20 protein-coding genes are annotated in these 22000 nt (G+C 64.0%); 12 read left to right on the forward strand and 8 right to left on the reverse strand.

Annotation, left to right across the window (positions count from 1 at the left end):
- Positions 1–95: 95 nt before the first annotated feature.
- Both JQ600_RS26565 and petA read right to left on the reverse strand, forming a co-directional pair.
- The gene (locus JQ600_RS26565; RefSeq protein ID WP_212262500.1) at positions 96–2159 is read right to left on the reverse strand and encodes a cytochrome c1; all 2064 of its coding nucleotides are present in this window, start codon (positions 2157–2159) and stop codon (positions 96–98) included.
- Positions 2160–2222: 63 nt separating this feature from the next.
- A complete protein-coding gene (gene petA, locus JQ600_RS26570) occupies positions 2223–2753 on the reverse strand; it encodes a ubiquinol-cytochrome c reductase iron-sulfur subunit (protein WP_212387648.1) in 531 nt (176 codons plus the stop codon).
- Between the two features lie 278 nt (positions 2754–3031).
- On the opposite strand from petA, the gene JQ600_RS26575 reads away from it, so the two are divergent.
- From JQ600_RS26575 to JQ600_RS26600, 6 genes are all read left to right on the forward strand, one after another.
- Positions 3032–3487 (forward strand): tRNA (cytidine(34)-2'-O)-methyltransferase, encoded by a 456-nt coding sequence (locus JQ600_RS26575; protein ID WP_212262504.1) that lies wholly within the window; start codon positions 3032–3034, stop codon positions 3485–3487.
- Positions 3488–3523: 36 nt separating this feature from the next.
- On the forward strand, positions 3524–4156 hold the full coding sequence (queE, locus tag JQ600_RS26580; RefSeq protein ID WP_212262506.1) for a 7-carboxy-7-deazaguanine synthase: 633 nt from the start codon (positions 3524–3526) through the stop codon (positions 4154–4156).
- A 32-nt stretch (positions 4157–4188) separates the two neighbouring features.
- Positions 4189–4554: a 6-carboxytetrahydropterin synthase gene (locus JQ600_RS26585; RefSeq protein WP_212387646.1), complete on the forward strand. Its 366-nt coding sequence runs from the start codon at positions 4189–4191 to the stop codon at positions 4552–4554.
- Positions 4555–4663: 109 nt separating this feature from the next.
- A complete protein-coding gene (gene hemF / locus JQ600_RS26590) occupies positions 4664–5551 on the forward strand; it encodes an oxygen-dependent coproporphyrinogen oxidase (RefSeq protein ID WP_212387643.1) in 888 nt (295 codons plus the stop codon).
- A 41-nt stretch (positions 5552–5592) separates the two neighbouring features.
- A complete protein-coding gene (locus JQ600_RS26595) occupies positions 5593–6315 on the forward strand; it encodes an HAD family hydrolase (RefSeq protein ID WP_249136103.1) in 723 nt (240 codons plus the stop codon).
- A gap of 169 nt (positions 6316–6484) precedes the next feature.
- Positions 6485–6760: a YodC family protein gene (locus JQ600_RS26600; RefSeq protein ID WP_212387633.1), complete on the forward strand. Its 276-nt coding sequence runs from the start codon at positions 6485–6487 to the stop codon at positions 6758–6760.
- Between the two features lie 85 nt (positions 6761–6845).
- Here the strand turns inward: JQ600_RS26600 and JQ600_RS26605 are convergent, their stop codons facing one another.
- From JQ600_RS26605 to JQ600_RS26625, 5 genes are read right to left on the reverse strand one after another with little or no spacing between them, the layout of a single operon-like run.
- Positions 6846–7616, reverse strand: coding sequence for a TSUP family transporter (locus JQ600_RS26605; protein ID WP_212387630.1), 771 nt, complete (start codon positions 7614–7616; stop codon positions 6846–6848).
- A 10-nt stretch (positions 7617–7626) separates the two neighbouring features.
- Positions 7627–8898, reverse strand: a complete 1272-nt coding sequence (locus JQ600_RS26610; protein ID WP_212262514.1) for a CCA tRNA nucleotidyltransferase — start codon at positions 8896–8898, stop codon at positions 7627–7629.
- Entirely contained in the window at positions 8895–9173 is a 279-nt protein-coding gene (locus JQ600_RS26615; RefSeq protein ID WP_212262516.1) for a DUF6111 family protein, read from the reverse strand. The genes JQ600_RS26610 and JQ600_RS26615 overlap by 4 nt, the downstream gene beginning before the upstream one ends.
- Entirely contained in the window at positions 9170–9832 is a 663-nt protein-coding gene (locus tag JQ600_RS26620) for a CoA pyrophosphatase (RefSeq protein WP_409363283.1), read from the reverse strand. The genes JQ600_RS26615 and JQ600_RS26620 overlap by 4 nt, the downstream gene beginning before the upstream one ends.
- Before the next feature lie 8 nt (positions 9833–9840).
- Complete coding sequence (locus JQ600_RS26625) at positions 9841–10470, reverse strand: DUF1285 domain-containing protein (RefSeq protein ID WP_212262518.1); 630 nt, start codon at positions 10468–10470, stop codon at positions 9841–9843.
- A gap of 229 nt (positions 10471–10699) precedes the next feature.
- Between JQ600_RS26625 and JQ600_RS26630 the strand changes: the two genes are divergently transcribed.
- From JQ600_RS26630 to JQ600_RS26645, 4 genes are read left to right on the forward strand one after another with little or no spacing between them, the layout of a single operon-like run.
- Complete coding sequence (locus JQ600_RS26630) at positions 10700–11701, forward strand: MoxR family ATPase (RefSeq protein WP_212033218.1); 1002 nt, start codon at positions 10700–10702, stop codon at positions 11699–11701.
- Positions 11701–12645: a DUF58 domain-containing protein gene (locus JQ600_RS26635; RefSeq protein ID WP_212490157.1), complete on the forward strand. Its 945-nt coding sequence runs from the start codon at positions 11701–11703 to the stop codon at positions 12643–12645. The genes JQ600_RS26630 and JQ600_RS26635 overlap by 1 nt, the downstream gene beginning before the upstream one ends.
- The gene (locus JQ600_RS26640; RefSeq protein ID WP_212387896.1) at positions 12645–15455 is read left to right on the forward strand and encodes a DUF4159 domain-containing protein; all 2811 of its coding nucleotides are present in this window, start codon (positions 12645–12647) and stop codon (positions 15453–15455) included. The genes JQ600_RS26635 and JQ600_RS26640 overlap by 1 nt, the downstream gene beginning before the upstream one ends.
- 4 nt (positions 15456–15459) lie before the next feature.
- Positions 15460–17523 carry a hypothetical protein gene (locus JQ600_RS26645; protein ID WP_212387629.1) on the forward strand — a complete coding sequence of 688 codons (2064 nt, stop codon included), beginning with the start codon at positions 15460–15462 and terminating at the stop codon, positions 17521–17523.
- 18 nt (positions 17524–17541) lie between these two features.
- Here JQ600_RS26645 and zigA read toward each other — a convergent pair whose 3' ends face one another.
- Positions 17542–18750 carry a zinc metallochaperone GTPase ZigA gene (zigA, locus tag JQ600_RS26650; RefSeq protein WP_212387626.1) on the reverse strand — a complete coding sequence of 403 codons (1209 nt, stop codon included), beginning with the start codon at positions 18748–18750 and terminating at the stop codon, positions 17542–17544.
- A 321-nt stretch (positions 18751–19071) separates the two neighbouring features.
- On the opposite strand from zigA, the gene JQ600_RS26655 reads away from it, so the two are divergent.
- Both JQ600_RS26655 and JQ600_RS26660 read left to right on the forward strand, forming a co-directional pair.
- On the forward strand, positions 19072–19482 hold the full coding sequence (locus tag JQ600_RS26655; RefSeq protein WP_212387623.1) for a DUF2946 family protein: 411 nt from the start codon (positions 19072–19074) through the stop codon (positions 19480–19482).
- A 108-nt stretch (positions 19483–19590) separates the two neighbouring features.
- Complete coding sequence (locus tag JQ600_RS26660) at positions 19591–21969, forward strand: TonB-dependent receptor (protein ID WP_212490158.1); 2379 nt, start codon at positions 19591–19593, stop codon at positions 21967–21969.
- The last annotated feature ends 31 nt before the right edge of the window (positions 21970–22000 follow it).

The raw sequence follows: 22000 nt of genomic DNA on the forward strand, positions 1-22000 counted from the left end.
CGAGATTCCGGGTTCGATGCTGCGCATCGCCCTGGAATGACGAACACAAAAAAAGCCCCCGCAGGGGCTTTTCCAAATTGCGATGACGCCAGCGCTTAGTGCGCGTTAGCCCAGACCTTCTTCTTGGTGAAGTAGAGCAGGCCCGTGAGCAGGATCAGGAACACGAACACCTGCAGACCGAGCCGCTTGCGCGCCTCCATGTGCGGTTCCGCGGTCCACATCAGGAAGGTGGTGACGTCCTTGGAGTACTGCGCGACGGTGGCCGGCGCACCGTCGTCATACGTCACCTGGCCGTCACTGAGCGGCTTCGGCATCTTGATGGCGTGGCCGGGGAAATACTTGTTGTAGTAGGAACCTTCCGGGAGCGAGAAGCCGGCCGGCGGCTTGTCTTCATAGCCCTGCAGCACGGCCGTAACGTAATCCGGGCCCTGCTCCTGGTACTGGGTGAAGAAGTCGACCAGGAACATCGGGAAGCCGCGCTTGTAGGAACGCGCCTTGGTGATCAGCGACAGGTCCGGCGGAAACGCGCCGCCATTGGCGGCCCGCGCCGCGTTCTCGTTCGGGAACGGCGACGGGAAATAGTCGGCCGGCCGGCCCGCCCGCTCGAACATCTCACCCTTGTCGTCCGGACCGTCCTTGACCTTGTAATCGGACGCGAACGCCGCCGCCTGCGCCACCGAATAACCGGGACCGCCGGCTTCGGCGAGGTTGCGGAAGGCGACGTAGGACAGGCCGTGGCAGGACGCACAGACTTCCTTGTAGACCTTCAGGCCGCGCTGCAGCGCGCCACGATCGAACTTGCCCATCGGGCCCGAGAACGACCACTTGTTTCCGGGCGGGGCAACGCCATGGTCCTCGGCGCGTGCATTCTGCGTACCACCGACCAGGAGACCGCCAGCGACGACGAGCGCGACCACCACTGAGGCCACCTTGCCGCCGTGCTTGGCCAGCACGTCGTCGGCGATCGAGTTCGGCACCGGACGCGGCGTCTCGATCCGGCTCAAGAGCGGCAGCAGGATCAGGAAATAGGCGAAATACAAGAAGGTCAGGATACGGCCGGCGATCACGTAGATGCCTTCCGGCGGCTGCGAGCCGAGATAGCCGAGCCCGAGGCAGACCACGACGAAGATCCAGAAAAACTGCTTCGCCAGCGGACGATATTTCGAGGAGCGGGTCCGCGCGTTATCGAGCCAGGGCAGGAACGCCAGGATGATGATTGCGCCGAACATCGCCACCACACCGGCCAGCTTGTTCGGGATCGAGCGCAGGATCGCGTAGAACGGCAGATAGTACCATTCCGGCACGATGTGCGCCGGCGTCACGCCGGGATTGGCGGGAATGTAGTTGTCGGCGTCGCCGAGATAGTTCGGCATGTAGAAGATGAACCATGCGAAGAACAGCATGAAGCAGGAGACGCCGAACGCATCCTTGATGGTCGCGTAGGGCGTGAAAGGCACGGTGTCCTTTTCGGTTTTCGCCTCGACACCGGCTGGATTGTTCTGGCCCGCAACGTGCAGCGCCCAGACGTGCAGCACGACCACGCCGGCGATCACGAACGGCAAGAGATAGTGCAGCGAGAAGAAGCGGTTCAGCGTCGGGTTGCCGACGGCATAGCCGCCCCACAGCAGCGTCACGATGCTCTCGCCGAAATACGGTACGGCCGAGAACAGATTGGTGATGACGGTGGCGCCCCAGAAGCTCATCTGGCCCCACGGCAGCACATAGCCCATGAAGCCGGTCGCCATCATCAAGAGGTAGATGATGACGCCGAGGATCCAGAGGATTTCGCGCGGCTCCTTGTACGACCCGTAATAAAGGCCGCGGAACATGTGGATGTAGACGGCGAAGAAGAACATCGAGGCGCCGCAGGCGTGCATGTTGCGCAGCAGCCAGCCGTAATTGACGTCGCGGACGATCAGTTCGATCGACTTGAAGGCCATGTCAGCGTGCGGCGTGTAATGCATCGCCAGGATCACGCCTGTCAGGATCTGCAGGCCCAGCATCATTGAGAGGATGGCGCCGAAGGTCCACCAGTAGTTCAGGTTACGCGGCGTCGGATAGGCCACGAACGAGGAATGGACGAGGCCCATGATCGGGAGACGCCGTTCGATCCACTTCAAGGCGGGATTGGTCGGCTGGAAATCGGATGGTCCGCTCATTGATGCGATCCTGAGGAAGTAAAACGACGCGACGGATTGAGGTCCCGGACGGGCGTCCGGGCCTTAGCCGATCTGGATTTTGGTGTCGGAAACGAACGTGTAGGGCGGCACCGGCAGGTTGCTGGGCGCCGGGCCTGAACGGATGCGGCCCGAGGTGTCGTACACCGAACCGTGGCAGGGGCAGAAGAAGCCGTCGTAACTGCCCTCATGGGCGATCGGGATGCAGCCGAGATGGGTGCAGATGCCGATCACGACCAGCCACTGGTCGTGGCCCGCCTTGACGCGTGCCGAGTCGGGCTGCGGATCGGGCAGGCTCGACAGCGACACCTTTTGCGCCTCTTCGATCTGCTTCTTGGTGCGATGGCTGATGTAAATCGGCTTGCCGCGCCAGAACACCTTGATGTCCTGTCCCTCGGCGATCGGCGTCAGATCGACCTCGATCGGCGCACCGGCCGCGATCGTCGCGGCGTCCGGGTTCATCTGGGCAACGAGCGGCCATACTGCGGCGGCGGCACCTACGGCGGCGACGGCTCCCGTTGAAACAAAAAGAAAATCACGGCGTGTCGGATGGTCCGCCGAAGACGCTGTCGTCACGATTCCAAGCCCTTTCTCATCTGCAGCCAGCGGAACCGCCCCGGAAACGCTGAAAACGCACCCAGAAGAGGCTGCCGGCGCCCGCGGCCCCCGCGGCGGCAGAAAGACCACTTTTCCCCGCCAAATCCGGCGGAACAAGCAATCCAGAATCGTTCTATTGGCACCCTTGCCGTAAGAGCGCAAGCCCGCTATCGGCTCGCAAGCGTGCAATGCACTAAATCCACGCCGAGCTGTGATTTTTCAGTCATTTCATCAGGGCTTCACAGGCCGCCAACATCATGCAGATTGCGCTTTTCCAGCCCGACATCCCCCAGAACACCGGAACGATTCTGCGCCTGTGCGCATGCCTGGATGTCGCGGCCCACATTATCGAGCCCGCGGGCTTTCCGGTCTCCGACCGCCATTTCCGCCGCTCCGGCATGGACTATCTCGACCATGTCGCTATTACACGCCACGACTCATGGTCAAAATTCGAGCAATGGCGTAACGACGGCGGTTTCCGGCTGGTCCTGCTTACGACCAAGGGGGCCGGTTCCTATCTGGATTACCGATACCAGCGGGACGACGTCCTGCTGTTCGGGAGGGAATCCGCGGGGGTCCCCGACGAGGTCGCCGGCGTCGCGGACGCGCGGCTGGTGATCCCGATCAAGCCGGGCCTGCGTTCGCTCAACGTCGCGATGGCGGCCGCCATGGCACTAGGCGAGGCGCTACGGCAAACCGGTTCCAAGACCTGATCGAGAAAGGCTTGATCGAGACCTGATGGAGAGATGGTGAGTTACGCGGTCAAAGAGATATTTCTGACCCTCCAGGGCGAAGGCGCGCATGCCGGCCGTGCGGCCGTGTTTTGCCGTTTCGCCGGCTGCAACCTCTGGACTGGCCGAGAACAGGACCGTAGCTCCGCCACGTGCAAATTCTGCGACACCGATTTCGTCGGCACCGACGGCACGCTGGGCGGCCGCTACGCCTCGGCCGATGAGCTCGCCGATACCATCGCCACGCAATGGACCGGCGCGAGCGCCAACCGCTACGTCGTGCTGACCGGCGGCGAGCCGCTGCTGCAGGTGGACACGCCGTTCATCGACGCGCTGCATGCGCGCGGCTTCGAGATCGGCATCGAAACCAACGGCACCATCGAGCCGCCCGAGGGCATGGACTGGGTCTGCGTCAGCCCGAAAGCCGGCTCCGACCTCGTGGTGCGCCGGGGCCATGAGTTGAAGCTGGTCTATCCGCAAGCGGGTGCAGCCCCCGAGCAATTCGAAGGTCTCGCCTTCGAGCGCTTCTCGCTGCAGCCGTTGGATGGACCCGACGTAACCGCAAATACCGCGCGCGCGATCGACTATTGCCTGCAGCACCCGCAATGGCGACTCAGCCTGCAGACACACAAGACACTCGGCATCAGGTAGTACTGGCATCAGATAGGATTTGAGCTTTCGCAATGTGGGAACTGACGAAATCGTTTCGCTTCGAGGCGGCGCATTCGCTGCCGGGAACGACCTTTGGCGCTGATAGCGAAGAGATTCACGGCCACTCGTTTCGCGCCGAAGTGAGCATGCGCGGCACGCCCGATCCCGCCACGGGGATGGTGCTCGATCTCGGCCTGCTCGAACGCAGCATGGCGGAGGTCCAGAAGACGCTCGACCACAAGCTCCTCAACAAGGTCGAGGCGCTTGGCCCGCCGACGCTGGAAAACCTGTCCCGCTTCATCTGGGAACGGGTCCAGCACGCCGGAAAGATCACCCGCGTCAGTGTCCACCGCGACAGCTGCAACGAGAGCTGCACCTATTACGGCCCGCAGAACTAACCCGTCATTGCGAGGAGCGAAGCGACGAAGCAATCCACACTTTCTTTGTCGCACCATGGATTGCTTCGCTTCGCTCGCAATGACGGAGGATAGACGTTAGGAATTACCGATGGACACCACCGTCATCGAGGATCGCAAGGCGCGGGCGCGGGGTTGGTTCGAAGCGCTGCGCAACGACATCTGCGCGGCCTTCGAGCGGCTGGAAGACGATGCGCCCGCCTCACTCTATCCCGGCAGCGCGGGGCGCTTCGAGCGCACGCCGTGGGACCGTGCCGACCATACCGGCAAACCCGGTGGCGGCGGCGTGATGTCGATGATGTACGGACGGCTGTTCGAGAAGGTCGGCGTGCATTGCTCGACGGTTCATGGCGAATTCAGCCCCGAATTCCGCTCGCAGATTCCGGGCGCCACCGATGACCCCAGGTTCTGGGCATCCGGCATCTCTGTCATCGCGCATATGCGCAACCCGCACGTTCCCGCCGTGCATATGAACACCCGCTTCGTGGTGACGACGAAGGCGTGGTTCGGCGGCGGCGCCGACCTGACGCCGGTGCTCGACCGGCGCCGCAGCCAGGAAGACGCCGACACGATCGCCTTTCACGCGGCGATGAAGGAGGCCTGCACCGGGCCGAACGGCGTTGCCGATTACGACCGATACAAGAAATGGTGCGACGAATATTTCTACCTGCCGCATCGCAAGGAAGCCCGCGGCATCGGCGGCATTTTCTATGATCACCACGATTCCGGCGACTGGGATGCCGACCTCGCCTTCACCCAGGACGTCGGCCGCGCCTTCCTGAAAATCTATCCCGAACTGGTAGGTAAGAATTTCGAAACGCCGTGGACGCCGGCCGATCGCGAGGAGCAACTGGTTCGCCGCGGACGCTACGTCGAATTCAACCTGCTCTACGACCGCGGCACCACCTTTGGCCTGAAGACCGGCGGCAATGTCGATTCAATCCTGTCGTCGATGCCGCCCGAAGTGAAATGGCCCTAAACAAGATGGTCCTGAACAAAAACAAGATGGTCCTGAACAAGATGACAAAGCTGCCCCGCGCCATGCTGATCGACATGGACGACACCATCCTGTCGGCCTATGGCCGCCCCGAGATCGCCTGGAATAATGTCGCGGCGGAATTTGCCGATGAGTTGGGCTCCATCCCATCGCAACAAGTCGCCGCGGCGATCGTGGAGTCCGGCCGGAATTTCTGGGCCGCGGCCGCAGCCGAATGGCGGCTGAAGCTCGAGGAGGCCCGACATATCGTGGTCGGCAACGGATTTGCAGCGCTTGCCGCCGCCGGCCACGCGCCGCTGTCGGCGGATCTGGCCGCGCGGCTCGCCATCCGCTTCCATGCCTACCGCGAGGAAGAGATGTTCGTCTTCCCCGGCGCGCACGACGCGATCGACGCGCTAAAGGCGCACGGGGTCAAGCTGGCACTGGTGACCAACGGCGCCGCCGGTCCGCAGCGCGCCAAGGTCGAACGTTTCGCGCTGTCGCACAGATTTGATCACATCCAGATCGAGGGCGAGCACGGCTTCGGCAAGCCGGAAGAGCGCGCCTATCTGCACGCGATGGAGGCCCTCGGCGTCACCGCGCCCGAGACCTGGATGATCGGCGACAATCTGGAATGGGAAGTCGTGGCGCCGCAGCGCCTCGGCATCTACGCGATCTGGATCGACGTGCACGGCGACGGCTTGCCCGCGGATTCGACGATCAAGCCCGACCGCATCATCCGCTCGCTGACCGAGTTGCTGCCTTAGAGCGTTTTCGAGCGAAGTGGATACCGGTTCGCGTGAAGAAAACGCGTCAAACAAGAGTCTAGAGCTTCGGTTCCACCGCTCAAATCTCCACCGCGAAAACGGCCGGTCGTGATCCGCCTGTCATGACAGATCGATAGCCTGTTCGTCGCGTCAGCGCGGAGGGAAGATCATGGAATTGAAGCCAGGCGATGTTGTTATTCTGAAATCCGGCGGTCACCCGCTGACGGTGGCCGAGGTCAACGACGACACGGTCGAATGCCTGTGGATGGGCGGCGAGGGCGATCTGTTTCGCGAAACGCTTCCCAAAGCGGTCCTCGAGCCTGCCGAAATCGATGATGCGGAAGACGACGATCAGGACGAAGACGATCAGGATGAAGACGAGAGCGAAGACGACGAAGATGAGGACGACGACCACAAGAAGAAAAAGAGCAAGAAGGTAGCGTAATAACTCCTTGCGATACCGCCGGGTCAGGATACCCGGCGGTATCCTTTTCCCGGCATTCCAATCGGCGCGCTCGAACCGAAGCGAGCTAGCCGAACAGAGATCGCGCGGCGGTCGAGATCATCACCACGCCGCCGGTGATGACGGCGGCGTCGAGGATCGCGGTATGAATATGTACCGGCATGCGCTCGACAAAGGCCTTGGCGAGAAACGCGCCAGGGATCGAGATCGCCCCGATCAGGATTGCAAAGGCGAGCACCTGCGCGGTGACGGCGCCGGCCAGGCCAAACACCGAAATTTTGATGATTGAGGTCGCAACCGAGATCACGGCGTCGGTGGCGATTACGGCTGCGCCTTCGAGGCCGACCGCCATCAACAGCGACAGCAGGATCACGCCCGAGCCCGAGGTGCCTCCGACCACCACCCCATACCCGACCGCGCTGGCGCCAAGTCCGGCGTCGCTGATCCTGATATCGCGGCGTTTGGCAAAACGGCGCAGCGGCACGCTCAGAATCAGCATGCTGCCGATCACCAGCGCCGCGCCGGAACCGGACAGCCGCGTATAGCCGTAAGCCCCGAGCGCCGTGGTCAGCGCCGCGGCCGATATCACGATCAGCGCGCGGCGGCGGTCGGCATAGCGGACATAGGCGACGAAGCGGCTGATATTGGTGAAGATCGAGGAGATCGCGATGATCGGCACCACCGGCTCGGCGCCGATCAACGGCACCAGCACCAGCGGCATCAGCGCGCCGGTGCCGTAGCCGGCAAGGCCGCCGACCACGGAAGCAAACAGCGCCACGCCGGCGACCAGCAACAGCTGGACGATCGAGATGTCGGCAAAGCCTGCGAGAATATTCACGGTTGCCGTTTCACAGCCGGTGGTCGCGGGTGAAGCGGGCGACGGTCTGGTCGGCAATGGCCGATAGCGCGGGTTGATCGAGCGGAAAATCCGCCGCCAGCCAGGCGTCCTCCGCCAGCGTCAGCACGTGGCCGAGCGCCGGGCCCTCGGCAATGCCGCGCGCGATGAAATCAGCCGCCTTTAGCGGGAATTTCGGAGCGCTCCAGCGCTGCGGCAGGGTGGCAAATTCACGCCAATAGGCGGCGCGATTGTCAGCGAAGTCCTGGCTCCCCCCTGAGCGCGCCCAGGCCAGCAGCAGCCGGTCGCGATATTGTTCCTCGCCTAGCCGGTAGAGCCGCCGCCGCGCCCTCGCCTCGTCCATGTCGGCAAGCCGCCACCAGCGGTGACCCATGGAGTCGAGCGCCTTGGCCTCGGCGTTGGTCAGACGCAGCCGCGCCGCGACACGCTTGGCGTCCTCGGTTACCGCCACCGAGAGCGCGCCGAGCCTGCGAACCGGGCTTGGCGTCAGCCCCAGCATGTGTTCCGCCGATATCATCGCAGCCATGGGTCCCGTGTAGGTGACGCCGCCGAAGATCGCTTGCAGCAGACCGGCATCGCCCATCGCGGTGACGGCAACCAGCGCGCCCTCCGCGACCATGATCTTCAACATTTCCATGCGCACGCGTTCGGCGGAGAGACTGGCCAGTCCCGCACGGCCGCCAATGCAGGCGAGATAGCCGACGCGGTCGGGCTCGCCAACGCCATAGACGGCGTTCATGCGGAAGAACCGCAGGATACGTAAATAATCCTCGGCGATGCGCTGACCGGCGTCGCCGATGAAGCGCACGCGACGGGCTGCGATATCGGCGAGCCCGCCGACATGATCGTGCACGACGCCGTCAGCATCGACGGACAGGCCGTTGATGGTGAAGTCGCGCCGCTCCGCATCGCGAACCCAGTCGCGGCCGAACGCGACCTTGGCCTTGCGGCCAAAGGTCTCGGTATCCTCGCGCAAGGTCGTGACCTCGAACGGCTCGGCGTCGACCACCAGCGTCACGGTGCCATGCTCGATGCCGGTCGGCACGCATTTGATGCCCGCCGCCTTGGCGCGACGCGCCACTTCATCAGGCAGCGCCGTGGTGGCGATGTCGATATCGCCGGGCGGGATGTTCAGAAGCGCATTGCGGACGGCGCCGCCGACCACGCGGGCCTCCTCGTTATTACCGTTGAGCAGAGCGAGCACGCGGGCAGCCGGACCTGACGTGAGCCAGGGCGTGTTGGCGAGCACGCGCACCTCGCTCATTTTCCGGCTCCGGGTCTATCGGTACCCGGAACGAACTTGCCGTTCTCGATGTGGGCGGGAACGTAGGTCGAATCCGGCGCTGCGCCTCTGAAATGCGCGAGCAGGACGAAACTGACGATCACGAGCAGCAGCGACCCCAGCACGAGCTTGGCGACGAGATGCGCCGGCCAGGAAGATTTCGCCAGCACGCCGGAACGGGTCGCAAGCAGGAACAGCGCATAGGCCACGAACGGGATCAGGAAAATTGCAAGTTCGGTCAATACCGGACGGATCATGCGAGATAAATCCGCTCGTACAACACCCGCAGGATGCCGGCGGTGGCGCCCCAGATGTAACGCTCGGCGAACGGCATCGCGTAATAGGAACGCTCCATGCCGCGGAATTCCTTGGAGTGGATCTGGTGGTTCTCCGGATTCATCAGGAACGCCAGCGGCACCTCGAAGGCGTCGACGACCTCGCCCTCGTTGATGTCAAGTTTAAAACCCGGCTTCACCCGCGCCACCGTCGGCAGGATGCGAAAGCCGAACGCGGTGCCATAGAGATCGAGATAGCCGATCGGCTCGATGAAGTCGCGCTTCAGTCCGACTTCCTCGTCGGCCTCGCGCAAGGCAGCGTCCATCGGCGAAGCATCGGTTGCATCGATCTTGCCGCCGGGAAACGAAATCTGGCCGGCATGGCTGCTCAGATGCTCCGAGCGCTGCGTCAGCAGCACCGTCGGCTCCGGATGATCGACCACCGGGATCAGCACTGCCGCCGGCCGCACCGGCTGTTCCTGGGCGATGATCTCGAGCATCCGATCATTGCCCTCGTCGCCGGTTCTGGGAATGATATTCGGATCGATCAGGCCGGGCGGGACGTCGAAGTTCAGCCGCGCCTTGGTCCGCGCGAAGAATTCCGCCGAGCTGACCGCTGCCGGTTCCAACTTCTTCAGCATCGGCTCGTTCAAAGCGCGTCCCTCACCTGCTTCGCGTCGGCCATCGCGAAGAATTCGCCGCCGGATTCGATTCCGAACATTGGCTGTCCATCGACCACCCGCTCTTCCCCCATGTCAACCAGATCGTAATAGAGCGCGCGGGTGACCTTGGCCCAGAGATCGCTGCGCACGTGAAGATAGGGCGTGAGGCCGCCGTCGGCAGCCATCTCGAACCGCAACCGGTGCTCGCCGTCGCAAGGCACCCAATCGTCTACATTGGTGCGGAAGCGCAGCAGGCGGCCACCGCCCTCGCTTTGCTCGTTCTGCATTTCGACCGCCAGGAACGGCGCATCGTCGACACGGATGCCGACCTTTTCTACCGGGGTCACGAGAAAGTGCTTGCCGTCCTCGCGCTTCAGGATGGTCGAAAACAGCCGGACCAGCGCCGGCCGCCCGATTGGCGTGCCCATGTAGAACCACGTGCCATCGCCGGCGATTCGCATGTCGAGATCGCCGCAAAACGGCGGATTCCACAGATGCACGGGCGGCAGGCCGCGTCCGGCGGGGCTGGCCTTTGCCGCATCGGTCGCTGCGGCGGTCAGACCTTCGAGACCGGTGTTTTCACGGCCTGGTTTGCTGGTTTGCCCTTGCTTCGCCATTGTTTGCCTTAAAGCTTCTGCGGCTCAATCTGGCACGATTGGTGCACGTCCGAGAGACGTGAGCGGGAACAATATTCTCGCCATATCGTGATGCCGTTCATACCCCCATATACCGATAATGTGGGGATAGTTTAATTCAGCGAATACATGGCCTTTGCGCAGGTTTAGCATGAGGTTCGTGGCATGACGACGCATTCGGCGGGGTCATGAAGCGGTGAAGGAGATGGATATGCCTGGCGCAGATGGTGTCGAAAAGCTCGAGGACGCAATCGTCCGTTCGGCCGAACAAGTCGCCGGCCAGATCAAGGCCGCGAAAGAAGCCATCTCGACCGTCATTTTCGGCCAGGAACGGGTGATCGAAAATACCCTGGTGACGATCCTGTCCGGCGGTCATGCGCTCCTGATCGGCGTCCCCGGCCTCGCCAAGACCAAGCTGGTCGAAACCCTCGGCATCACCCTTGGTCTCGATGCCAAGCGCATCCAGTTCACGCCTGACCTGATGCCGTCTGACATTCTCGGCGCCGAAGTGCTGGACGAGAGCAACTCCGGCAAACGCTCGTTCCGCTTCATCTCGGGCCCGGTATTCGCGCAGCTTCTGATGGCCGACGAAATCAACCGTGCCAGCCCGCGCACCCAGTCGGCCCTGCTGCAAGCCATGCAGGAACAGCACATCACCGTTGCAGGCGCGCGGCACGATCTGCCCAAGCCGTTCCATGTGCTCGCGACCCAGAACCCGCTGGAACAGGAAGGCACCTATCCGCTGCCGGAAGCCCAGCTCGACCGCTTCCTGATGGAAATCGACGTCGACTATCCCGACCGCGACGCCGAGCGCCGCATCCTGTTCGAGACGACCGGCGCGGATGAGACGCTCGCCAAGGCCTCCATGAACGCGGAGATCCTGATCACCGCCCAGCGGCTGGTGCGCCGCCTGCCGGTCGGCGACAGCGTGGTCGAGGCCATTCTTTCGCTGGTGCGGGCCGCGCGTCCCAATCCGGATGGCGAGAGCGAGAAGCTGATCGCCTGGGGCCCCGGTCCGCGCGCCAGCCAGTCGCTGATGCTGGCGGTCCGCGCCCGCGCGCTGCTCGACGGCCGTCTCGCGCCCTCGATCGACGATGTGCTCGACCTTGCCGAACCGGTGCTCAAACACCGCATGGCGCTGACGTTCTCGGCGCGCGCGGAAGGCCGCACCATTCCCGACGTGATCAGGCAATTGAAGACGCGGATTGGTTGATGGCCGCAGAGACCAAGCACGCCAACGGGGAGATCACAGCAATCCGACGTGCCGATGGCGAAAGCCGTACGCTCGCCGCATCGCTGCCGCGTCTCGTGCTTGAAGCCCGCCGCATCGCCGCCAACGTCATTCACGGCCTGCACGGCCGCCGCCGCGCCGGCTCCGGCGAAAGTTTCTGGCAATACCGCCGCTTCGTCTCGGGTGAGCCGTCGCAGAACGTCGACTGGCGCCGCTCGGCGCGTGACGATCATCTCTATGTCCGCGAGCAGGAATGGGAGGCCGCGCACACCGTATGGGTGTGGCCCGACCGCTCGCCGTCGATGGCCTTTGCCTCGAAGCAGGCGCGCGACAGCAAGCTGGAGCGCGGCCTGATCGTGACCTTCGCGCTGGCCGAACTGCTGGTCGCGGGCGGCGAACGCGTCGGCATCCCCGGCCTGATGAACCCGACCGCCAGCCGCAGCGTCATCGACAAGATGGCGCAGGCGATGCTGCATGACGATGCCGCGCGCGCGAGCCTGCCGCCGTCGTTCATCCCGTCGGCGCTGGCCGAGATCGTGGTGCTGTCGGATTTCTGGTCGCCGATGAGCGAAATCCACACCATGTTCGCGGGCCTGTCGGCCTCCGGCGCGCATGGCACGCTGATCCAGATCGTCGATCCCGCCGAAGAGACCTTTCCCTATTCCGGACGCGTCGAGTTCGTCGAACCGGAAAGCGGCGGCGTCATCACCGCCGGCCGTGCCGAGAGCTGGGCCAGCGACTATGTCGCGCGCGTCGCCCTGCATCGCGACGAGATCCGGGGCGAGACCAACAAGCTCGACTGGCTGTTTTCGACCCATACCACCAGCCGCTCCGCGGCCGAGCTATTGTTGTTCCTGCACTCGGGCATGATGGTGAGCAAGGGCGCGGTGCGCTCCTCGACCGTCAAAGCGGGGCGAAGCGCATGATCGCGGGCCTGCCGCTCTCTTTTGCACAACCGCTGCTGCTGCTGGGCCTGTTGTCTCTTCCAGTGCTGTGGTGGCTGCTGCGCGTGATGCCGCCGCGTCCGAGGCGGATCGAGTTTCCGCCGACGCGGTTGCTGTTCGACATCAAGCCCAAGGAAGAAACCCCGTCGCGGACGCCGTGGTGGCTGACGCTGTTGCGCCTGACCGCAGCAGCCCTGGTGATCCTCGCCGCCGCGGGTCCGATCTGGAATCCGCAGACCGCCGCCGGCGGCAGCAGGGCGCCGCTGGTGATCCTGCTCGATGACGGCTGGAGCGCGGCCTCGAGCTGGGAAACGAGGATCAAGGCCGCCGACGAATTGATCGCCAATGCCGACAACGACCGCCGCGGCGTCGCGCTGGTACCATTGTCCGAACCGGCGCGCGACGTCACGCTGATGCCGGGCGGCACGGCCCGCGTCGCACTGCGCCAGCTGGCGCCAAAGCCCTATTCGATCGATCGCGTCGAAACGCTCGCCGCACTCGACCGCTTCCTCAAGACCACCGGCGATGCCGAACTCGCCTGGCTATCCGACGGCGTCGATACCGGACGCGGCGCCGAATTTTTGGAGGCGCTGGCCAAGACGGTCGGCGATCGCACGCTGACGATCTATGAAGGCGGCGCAGCCTCAGCCCTGGCGCTGGTCGCCGCCGAAAACGCCGCGGCGAAGATGACGGTGAAAGTATTGCGCACCAACAGCGGCATTGCCGCCGGCGTGGTGCGTGCGATCGACGCCAAGGGTTCGCCGATCGGTGAAGCCCGTTACGCGTTCGGACCGCAGGACCGCGAAGCCGAAGCCGCGTTCGAACTGCCGGTCGAGTTGCGCAACGACATCTCGCGGCTGGAAATTGCCGGCGAGCGATCCGCCGGCGCCGTGCAGCTGCTCGACAAGCGATGGCGACGGCGCGCGATCGGCGTCGTCACGGGCGCCACCAGCGACACCGCGCAGCCGCTGCTCGCCTCGACCTTCTATCTCACCCGCGCGCTGTCGCCGTTCGCCGACGTGCGGCTCGGCGACCGCGGCGCACCGCAGCAGGTGATCGGACAGTTTCTCGATCAACGGCTGCCGATGATCGTGCTGGCTGATGTCGGCACGCTGTCACCGGAAATCCGCGAACGCCTCAACGCCTGGATCGACCAGGGCGGCGTGCTGGTGCGTTTCGCAGGTCCCCGCCTCGCTCAGGCCGATGACGATCTGGTGCCGGTCAAACTGCGCCGCGGCGGCCGCAGCCTTGGCGGCAGCCTGACCTGGGAAAAGCCACAGCATATGGCCTCGTTCGCCGCCGACGGCCCGTTCGCGGGCTTGCAGGTACCGAAGGACGTCACCGTCAACCGCCAGGTTCTGGCTGAACCAGATGCCGTGCTGGCAACCAAGAGCTGGGCTTCGCTGGAAGACGGCACGCCGCTGGTGACCGGCGAACATCGCGGCAAGGGCATCCTCAGCCTGTTCCATGTCGGCGCCGACTCGCGCTGGTCCGACCTGCCGATGTCCGGCAGCTTCGTCGAGATGCTGCGTCGGCTGGTCGATACGTCCGGCTACACGCAAAAGCCGGGTGCGGGCGTCGCCGGCGAAGCGACCAATGTCGAGACCGTGGCGCCGCTGCGCACGCTCGATGGCTTTGGCGCATTCGGCCCGCCGCCCTCCACCGCCAAGCCGATGCCGGCCGATTATCGCGACCGCGCCACCGCGGATCATCCGCCGGGTTTCTATGGCGCGGCCGAAGGTCCGATCGCCGTCAACACGCTGGCCTCAGCCGATCGTATCGCAGCACTCGACACGACGTCCCTGCGCGCCCGGCGCGCCAGCTACACCAACGCCGAACCGCGCGATCTGCGCGGCATCCTGTTGTCGTCATCGCTGGCGCTGTTCCTGATCGATGCGATCGTGGTTGCCATGCTCGGCGCGGGACTTGCCGCGCTGTGGCGGCGGCGTGCTGCGCCCGCAGCATTGGTGTTGGCGATGATCCTGGCCGCGACGTCGATCGCGCCCGCCCCGCTCCGCGCCGCCGACAATGACGATTTTGCGATCAAGTCGGTCTCGCAGACGCGCCTCGCTTATGTCGTCACCGGCAATGCCGACGTCGACTCCATCGTCAAGTCAGGCATGTCGGGACTGACGTTGTTTCTCGCCCAGCGCACCGCGCTGGAAGCCGGCGACCCCGTCGGCATCGATCCCGCGCGCGACGAGCTGGCGTTCTTCCCGCTGATCTACTGGCCGGTGGTACCGGGGGCGCCGAAACCGCCGCAGGACGCCATCAACCGCATCGACGCCTATATGAAGCAAGGCGGCACGGTCGTGTTCGACACCCGCGACGCCATCGAGGCGCCGCCGGGCGAGAACGGCGCATCGCAGACGCCGGGCATGCGCACCTTGCGCGAGATTCTCTCCTCGCTCGATGTGCCCGAGCTCGAGCCGGTGCCACGCGAGCACGTGCTGACCAAGACGTTTTATCTGCTGCGGGATTTTCCGGGCCGGTTCAACTCGGGCCAGACCTGGGTCGAAACCCTGCCGCGCGAGGATGACGACGAAGCCGCATCGCGGCCCGCGCGCGGCGGCGACGGCGTCTCGCCGATCATCATCACCTCGAACGATCTTGCGGGGGCCTGGGCGATCCGTCCCGACGGCCAGCCGATGCTGCCGCTGACGCCGAGCGAGCCGCGCCAGCGCGAATTCGCCTTCCGCGCCGGCGTCAACATCGTGATGTACACGCTGACCGGCAACTACAAGGCCGACCAGGTGCACGCGCCTGCCCTCATCGAACGGCTGGGGCAATAACGGCATGCAGTACGGCATCGCGTTCACCCCCCTCGTCCCCAGCCTCGTGCTGTGGATCGCGCTGGCCGCGATCGTCGCGATATCCGTGCTGCTGCTGATCGGCCGCGCGCGGGGCGCAGCCGTGCGCGTCACCGCGCTGGCGCTGATCTTGCTCGCGCTCGCCAACCCTTCCTTCACCCGCGAAGACCGTGAGCCGTTGTCGTCGGTGGCCGCCGTGGTCATCGACAAGAGCCCGAGCCAGAATTTTGGCACGCGCAACGAGGAGACAGTGAAGGCGCAGGAAGCGCTGGTCGACAGCCTCAAGAAGGTCAAGGGACTGGAAGTGCGCGTCGTCGATGCCGGACAGGCCGACGGCGAAACCGACGGCACCAAACTGTTCGGCGCGTTGTCGTCGGCGCTGGCGGATGTTCCCGTCGATCGCGTCGCCGGCGCCTTCCTGATCACCGACGGCCGCGTCCATGACATTCCCGCCAACGCCGCGGCGCTCGGCTTCCAGGCGCCGGTGCATGCGCTGGTCACCGGCCGCAAGGACGAACGCGACCGCCGCGTCGCGATTTCTGCTGCGCCAAGATTTGGCATCGTCGGCCAGCCCCAGACCATCACCTACCGGCTGGACGACCAGGGCGTCACCGGCCAGCGCGCCAGGATTGTGGTGCGCCGCGACGGCGAGGTGATCAACGAACGCACGTTGCAGAGCGGCCAGACCGCCAATGTCGAGATCGACATCAAGCATGCCGGTCCCAATATCGTCGAGATCGAAGCCTCGCCGCTGGAAAACGAGCTGACGCTGGTCAACAACCGCGCCGTGGTCGCGATCGACGGCGTGCGCGACAAATTGCGCGTGCTGCTGGTATCGGGCGAGCCGCATTCCGGCGAACGCACCTGGCGCAACCTTTTGAAGTCCGACGCCAGCGTCGACCTCGTGCATTTCACCATTCTTCGCCCACCGGAGAAGCAGGACGGTACGCCGATCAACGAGCTGTCGCTGATCGCTTTCCCGACCCGTGAATTGTTCCAGCAGAAGATCAACGAGTTCCAGTTGATCATCTTCGACCGCTACGCCCGCCAGGGCGTGCTGCCGATTCCCTATTTCGAGAATATGGCGCGCTATGTGCGTGCCGGCGGCGCGGTGCTGGTATCCGCCGGACCGGACTACGCCTCGACCAGCAGCATCTGGCGCACGCCTTTGGATTCGGTGCTGCCGGCCGAACCCGTCGGCGTCTCCGAGAAGCCGTTTTATGCACGTCTGAGCGACATCGGCAAACGTCATCCGGTCACGCGCGGCCTCGAAGGCTCCGCCAACGAACCGCCGCGCTGGAGCCGGTTTTTCCGCACCGTGGAAACGCGCAATGCCATCACGCCGCCGGTCATGACCGGCGCCGACGGCAAGCCGCTGCTGCTGCTGTCGCGTTTCGGCGAGGGCCGCGTCGCGCTGCTGCTGTCTGACCATATCTGGCTGTGGGCGCGCGGCTATGAAGGCGGCGGCCCGCATCTCGATCTGTTGCGGCGGATGTCGCATTGGCTGATGAAGCAACCTGATCTGGATGAAGAAGCACTGCGCCTGCAGATCCAGGGCAAGGACCTCGTGGTGTTGCGGCAGACCATGGCCGACAACGTCGCACCCGTAACGGTGACCTCGCCGAGCGGCGCCACGCGCGAATTGACGCTGAGCGCGAGCGATCCCGGCACCTGGCGTTCGACCATACCGGCGAGCGAACTCGGCCTGTGGCAGGCGACCGACGGCACGCTGAAGGCGCTGATCAATGTCGGGCCGACCAACCCGAGGGAATTTTCCGAAGTCACTTCGACGATCGAAATGCTCAAGCCGCTGGCGCAAGCGACCGGCGGCGACGCTCGACGCGTGGTCGACGGGTCAAGCATCGACCTGCCCCGCATCGTGCCGGTGCGCTCCACCAGCATCTTCCGCGGCGACGGCTGGATGGGCGTGAAGATGCGCGACGCCAGCGTCGTCAAGGGCGTCGGCGTGCTGCCGATGTTCGCGGGCCTGATCGGCCTGCTGCTGCTGCTCGGCGCCTTCGCAGCCACCTGGGTCCGCGAGGGGCGCTAGGCGCGGCTGCATAAAAAGCTATGCGGCCTCATCGGCACGTCGCCATCTGGGGAAAGGATCGGGCAGACTAGCCCATTCCTCGATGTGCATGCCGGACTTTCCTGGAACAAGACATGCGTCAAGGCGCGCCGTGATGGCATCCTGGTCCATGGCGGTGCCGATGAAGACGATCTCCTGCCGGCGATCGCCGTACAGTTCGTTCCAGCTCTTCTTGAGCGACTGCCGCCAGAACGGATCGTCCGGCCAGCGGTCAGCCGGCACGTTGGCCCACCAAAATCCCAGGCCTTCGGTTCGGACAATCGCGCCGGCCTGACTTAATTCACCCAGCCATTGCGGACGCGTGGCGATCCAGAAATGGCCCTTTGCCCGGATGACTCCAGTCCAGCTTTCCCTCAGGAACTGATGGAACTTCGCCGGCTCGAACGGTCGACGCGCACGATAGACGAAGCTGCCGACGCCGTATTGTTCGGTCTCCGGCGTATGGTCGGCAAAGCCATACAGCTCCTTGAACCAGAGCGGATGTTGTTGCGCCCGCTCGAAATCGAAACGCCCGGTGTTGAGAATGCGCTCGAAGGGCGCATTGGCAAAATTGGTCTCCACGATGTCGGCTGTGGGGTTCAACGCGCGGATGATTTTGCGAGCGGCCTCCAACTGTTCATTGGAAGCATCATCGATCTTGTTGAGCACCACCACATCGGCGAATTCGATCTGCTCAACCAGTAGATCCACCATCGTCCGCTTGTCGTCAGCACCGAGCGACTCGCCGCGATCCCGAATGAAGTCGGTCGAGGAATAATCGCGCAGCAGGTTTACCGCATCGACCACCGTCACCATGGTGTCGAGCACCGCCACGTCGGAAAGACTGTCGCCTTCCTCGGTGCGGAAATCGAACGTCGCCGCGACGGGAAGGGGTTCCGAAATGCCGGTCGATTCGATCAGGAGGTAGTCGAACCGATCGCTCTCGGCGAGCGCGCGAACTTCCTTCAAGAGATCGTCCCGCAGCGTGCAGCAAATGCACCCGTTGGTCATTTCGACCAGCTTTTCATCCGTCCGCGACAGGTTCGCACCGCCATCGCGTACGAGGTCGGCGTCGATGTTGACCTCGCTCATGTCGTTCACAATCACCGCCACTTTCAGGCCATGACGGTTGTTCAGCACATGGTTCAGCAAAGTTGTCTTTCCAGCCCCGAGGAAGCCGGACAAGACCGTGACGGGGAGTTTTCGCATCGAGGTCAAAGAGCCTGTTCAGTTCACGGAATCCCAAACTAGGACGGCGAGGCATGGGATGATCCGTATCTATGTAATGTTATAACATAACAATCTGAACGCGGTTCGGCTGTCAACCAGGAAACTTGAGGGACGCCAGGTGCGCCCAATCGACGATGATCAGCTCGACCCGCATACCGTTGCGTGAATCACACACACGCTTTGAATTGCGCCGGCACCCGGATCGAGCACGGTTGACCCCGCAGACCACCGCTGATGTTATAATATTACATTGGGACGGCCGAGACACCTTGGCCGGCCTGGGACAAGGCCTCCATCGTCGTGAAGTGGTTCCGGAATAACGTCAAACACGGCTCGCGGCTGGCGCTGCTCGCGCTCGCGATCCAGTTTGCGCTGTCGTTCGGGCATTTCCACCCGGTCGCGGCCGCGCCTGCGATCGCGTCCAGCCTGACGCAGGTGGATCTCGATCATGCGCAGATCCCCGCCGTACCGGAGGCGGCAGGCCAGGCCGCCCAGGCGCAGCCACCGTCCAGTCACGACACCGATCATCCGGCTGAGGCCTGCGCGATCTGCGCCGTCATTTCGCTGGCCAACAACCTCGTATTCCCGGCACCGCCGCTGTTGCTGCTGCCGCAGGCTATCGAACTTCTGTACCTGACGACCGACGCCGAATTCGCGCATCTGAGTTCGGTCCGCTCGCCGTTCCAGTCCCGCGCCCCTCCCGCCTCCTGAACATCGATTGACTGATGCGCCCGAACGGGATCGCCGCGTGACACGTGGCCGATCCGCCAAGGGATAATCGAATCGATCCGTCGCTTGACGGAATCAGGATCGGGACAAATGACATTCACTAAAAGACGAGCGTTCCACATCGGTGGCGCAAGCTGGCTATTCCTTTGCGCGGTCGGCAGCGGCGCGATGGCCCAGGACGCGGCTTCGCCATCCTCCTCGACACAACTGCCGGAAATCACCGTGACGGCGCCAAGCCCGATCGTGCGGAGAAACGTGACCCCGGCGCGAAAGCCGGCGCGCGTCGCCCGCGGCGTGCCCGGCCGCAATCGCGAGCGCGATAACGAGCCGCAACCGGTCCCCGTCGCCGCCACGCCCCAACAGGGCGTGCTGCCGGTCGTGACTGATCAGTTCGCAACCGTCACCGTCATGCCCAACGAGGAAATCCGCCGGCAGGGCGGTGGCACGCTCGGCGATCTCCTGTTCTCCAAGCCCGGGATCACCGGCTCGAGCTTTGCACCCGGAGCGTCAAGCCGGCCGATCATCAGGGGCCTCGACGTCAATCGCGTCGGCATCGTCGAGAACGGGATCGGCAGCAACGGCGCTTCGGACCTCGGCGAAGATCACTTCGTGCCGATCGATCCGCTTTCGACCAATCAGATCGAGGTCATCCGCGGTCCGGCAACCCTGCGTTACGGGTCCACGGCGATCGGCGGCGTTGTCAGCGCCACCAACAACCGCATTCCGGACGCCTTGCCCACCTGCGCGGCCCCCCCGTTTCAGACCTATGGGCTTCCGGTGAAGGCCCCGCTCGCCAATGCCGCATCGCCGGGGTGCCTGAACGTCGAGACCCGCACCGCGGTCAATTCGGTCGATCGCGGCGTCGAAGGCGGCATTCTGCTCGACGCCGGCGGCGGCAATTTCGCCATTCATGCCGACGCCTACGGACGAAAGTCGGGCGATTACAGCATTCCGAGCTATCCTTATCTGTTCGACCAGACCCGGCCGGTCGATGGACGCCAGCCGAATTCCTCGGCGCAGGCCACCGGCGCATCGATCGGCGGTTCGTATTTCTTCCATGGCGGATTCATCGGAGCGGCCGTCACGCAGAACGACACGCTCTATCACATACCCGGCATCGACGGCGCCGATCACCAGACCCGGATCGACGCACGTCAAACCAAATTCACGACCAAGGGCGAATACCGGCCGGACGCGGCGGCAATCGATGCGGTGCGTTTCTGGGCGGGCGCCACCGACTATAAGCACAATGAGATCGGCCTCGCCGACCCCGCCGATCTGACGACGCTTGGCGTGCGCCAGACCTTCACCAACAAGGAGCAGGAAGGCCGCGTCGAGGTACAGTTGGCACCGTTCAACGTCCGCTTCGCCGCCCTCACCACGGCTGTCGGCATCCAGGCGTCGCATCAGGAACTCACAGCACCGAGCCCGGATGATATCGGCAGTCCAGTGAACGGCTTGTGGGATCCCAACAAGAACACCAAGGTCGCCGGATACATCTTCAACGAGCTGAAATTCAGCGATGCGACAAAGGCGCAGATTGCCGGGCGTATCGAGCACGCCAACCTGACTGGAACGACGCCGGCTTTCATTCCCGATGAGTTCGACCTCAACGTCGATCCCGGTGCCATTGGCCCCGCCACGCCGCGCAACCTCAACTTCGCGCCGAAGAGCGGGAGTATCGGCCTGATCCAGAATCTTCCATGGAATCTGGTTGCGAGCATCACCGGCCAATATGTCGAGCGCGCCCCCAAACCCGCGGAGCTGTTTTCACGCGGCGGTCACGATGCGACCGTCACATTCGATATCGGCAATCCCAATCTGGGTATCGAGACCGCGAAATCCGTCGAAGTCGGTCTGCGACGGGCAACAGGCCCCTTGCGATTTGAAATCACCGGCTATTACACCAAGTTCAACGGCTTCATCTATCGGCGGCTGACCGGCAACACCTGCGAAGACGGTGTGTGCCAGGCGGGCCCGGGCCTCGAACTCAACCAGGCGATCTACTCCCAGCGCGACGCCACCTTCCGCGGCGGCGAATTCCAGTTTCAGTACGATGTGCTGCCGGTCTGGAACGGTCTGTTCGGAATCGAGGGGCAATACGATATTGTCCGCGCGACCTTCGAGGACGGGACCAACGTACCGCGTATTCCGCCGCAGCGGCTCGGAGGCGGCCTGTTCTATCGCGACGCCAATTGGTTGATGCGGGTCAATCTGCTGCACGCCTTCGCGCAGAACGATATCGCCGTGATCGGCGAGACGCCGACGGCGGGATATAATCTGTTGAAGGCCGAGGTCAGTTACAGGACCAAGCTCGATGCGTCCTGGTTCGGCGCGCGGGAAATGACGGTTGGCCTCGTCGGCAACAACCTGTTGAACGAAAACATCCGCAACTCGGTGTCCTACTCCAAGGACGAAGTCCTGATGCCGGGCATCGGGGTGCGGGCGTTTGCGAATTTGAAGTTCTAGTCTGGCGGCCGAAACGGGAAGCGAAGCAGCT

Origin of the sequence: Bradyrhizobium sp. AUGA SZCCT0176 (assembly GCF_018130145.1) — a bacterium.
GTDB lineage: Bacteria > Pseudomonadota > Alphaproteobacteria > Rhizobiales > Xanthobacteraceae > Bradyrhizobium.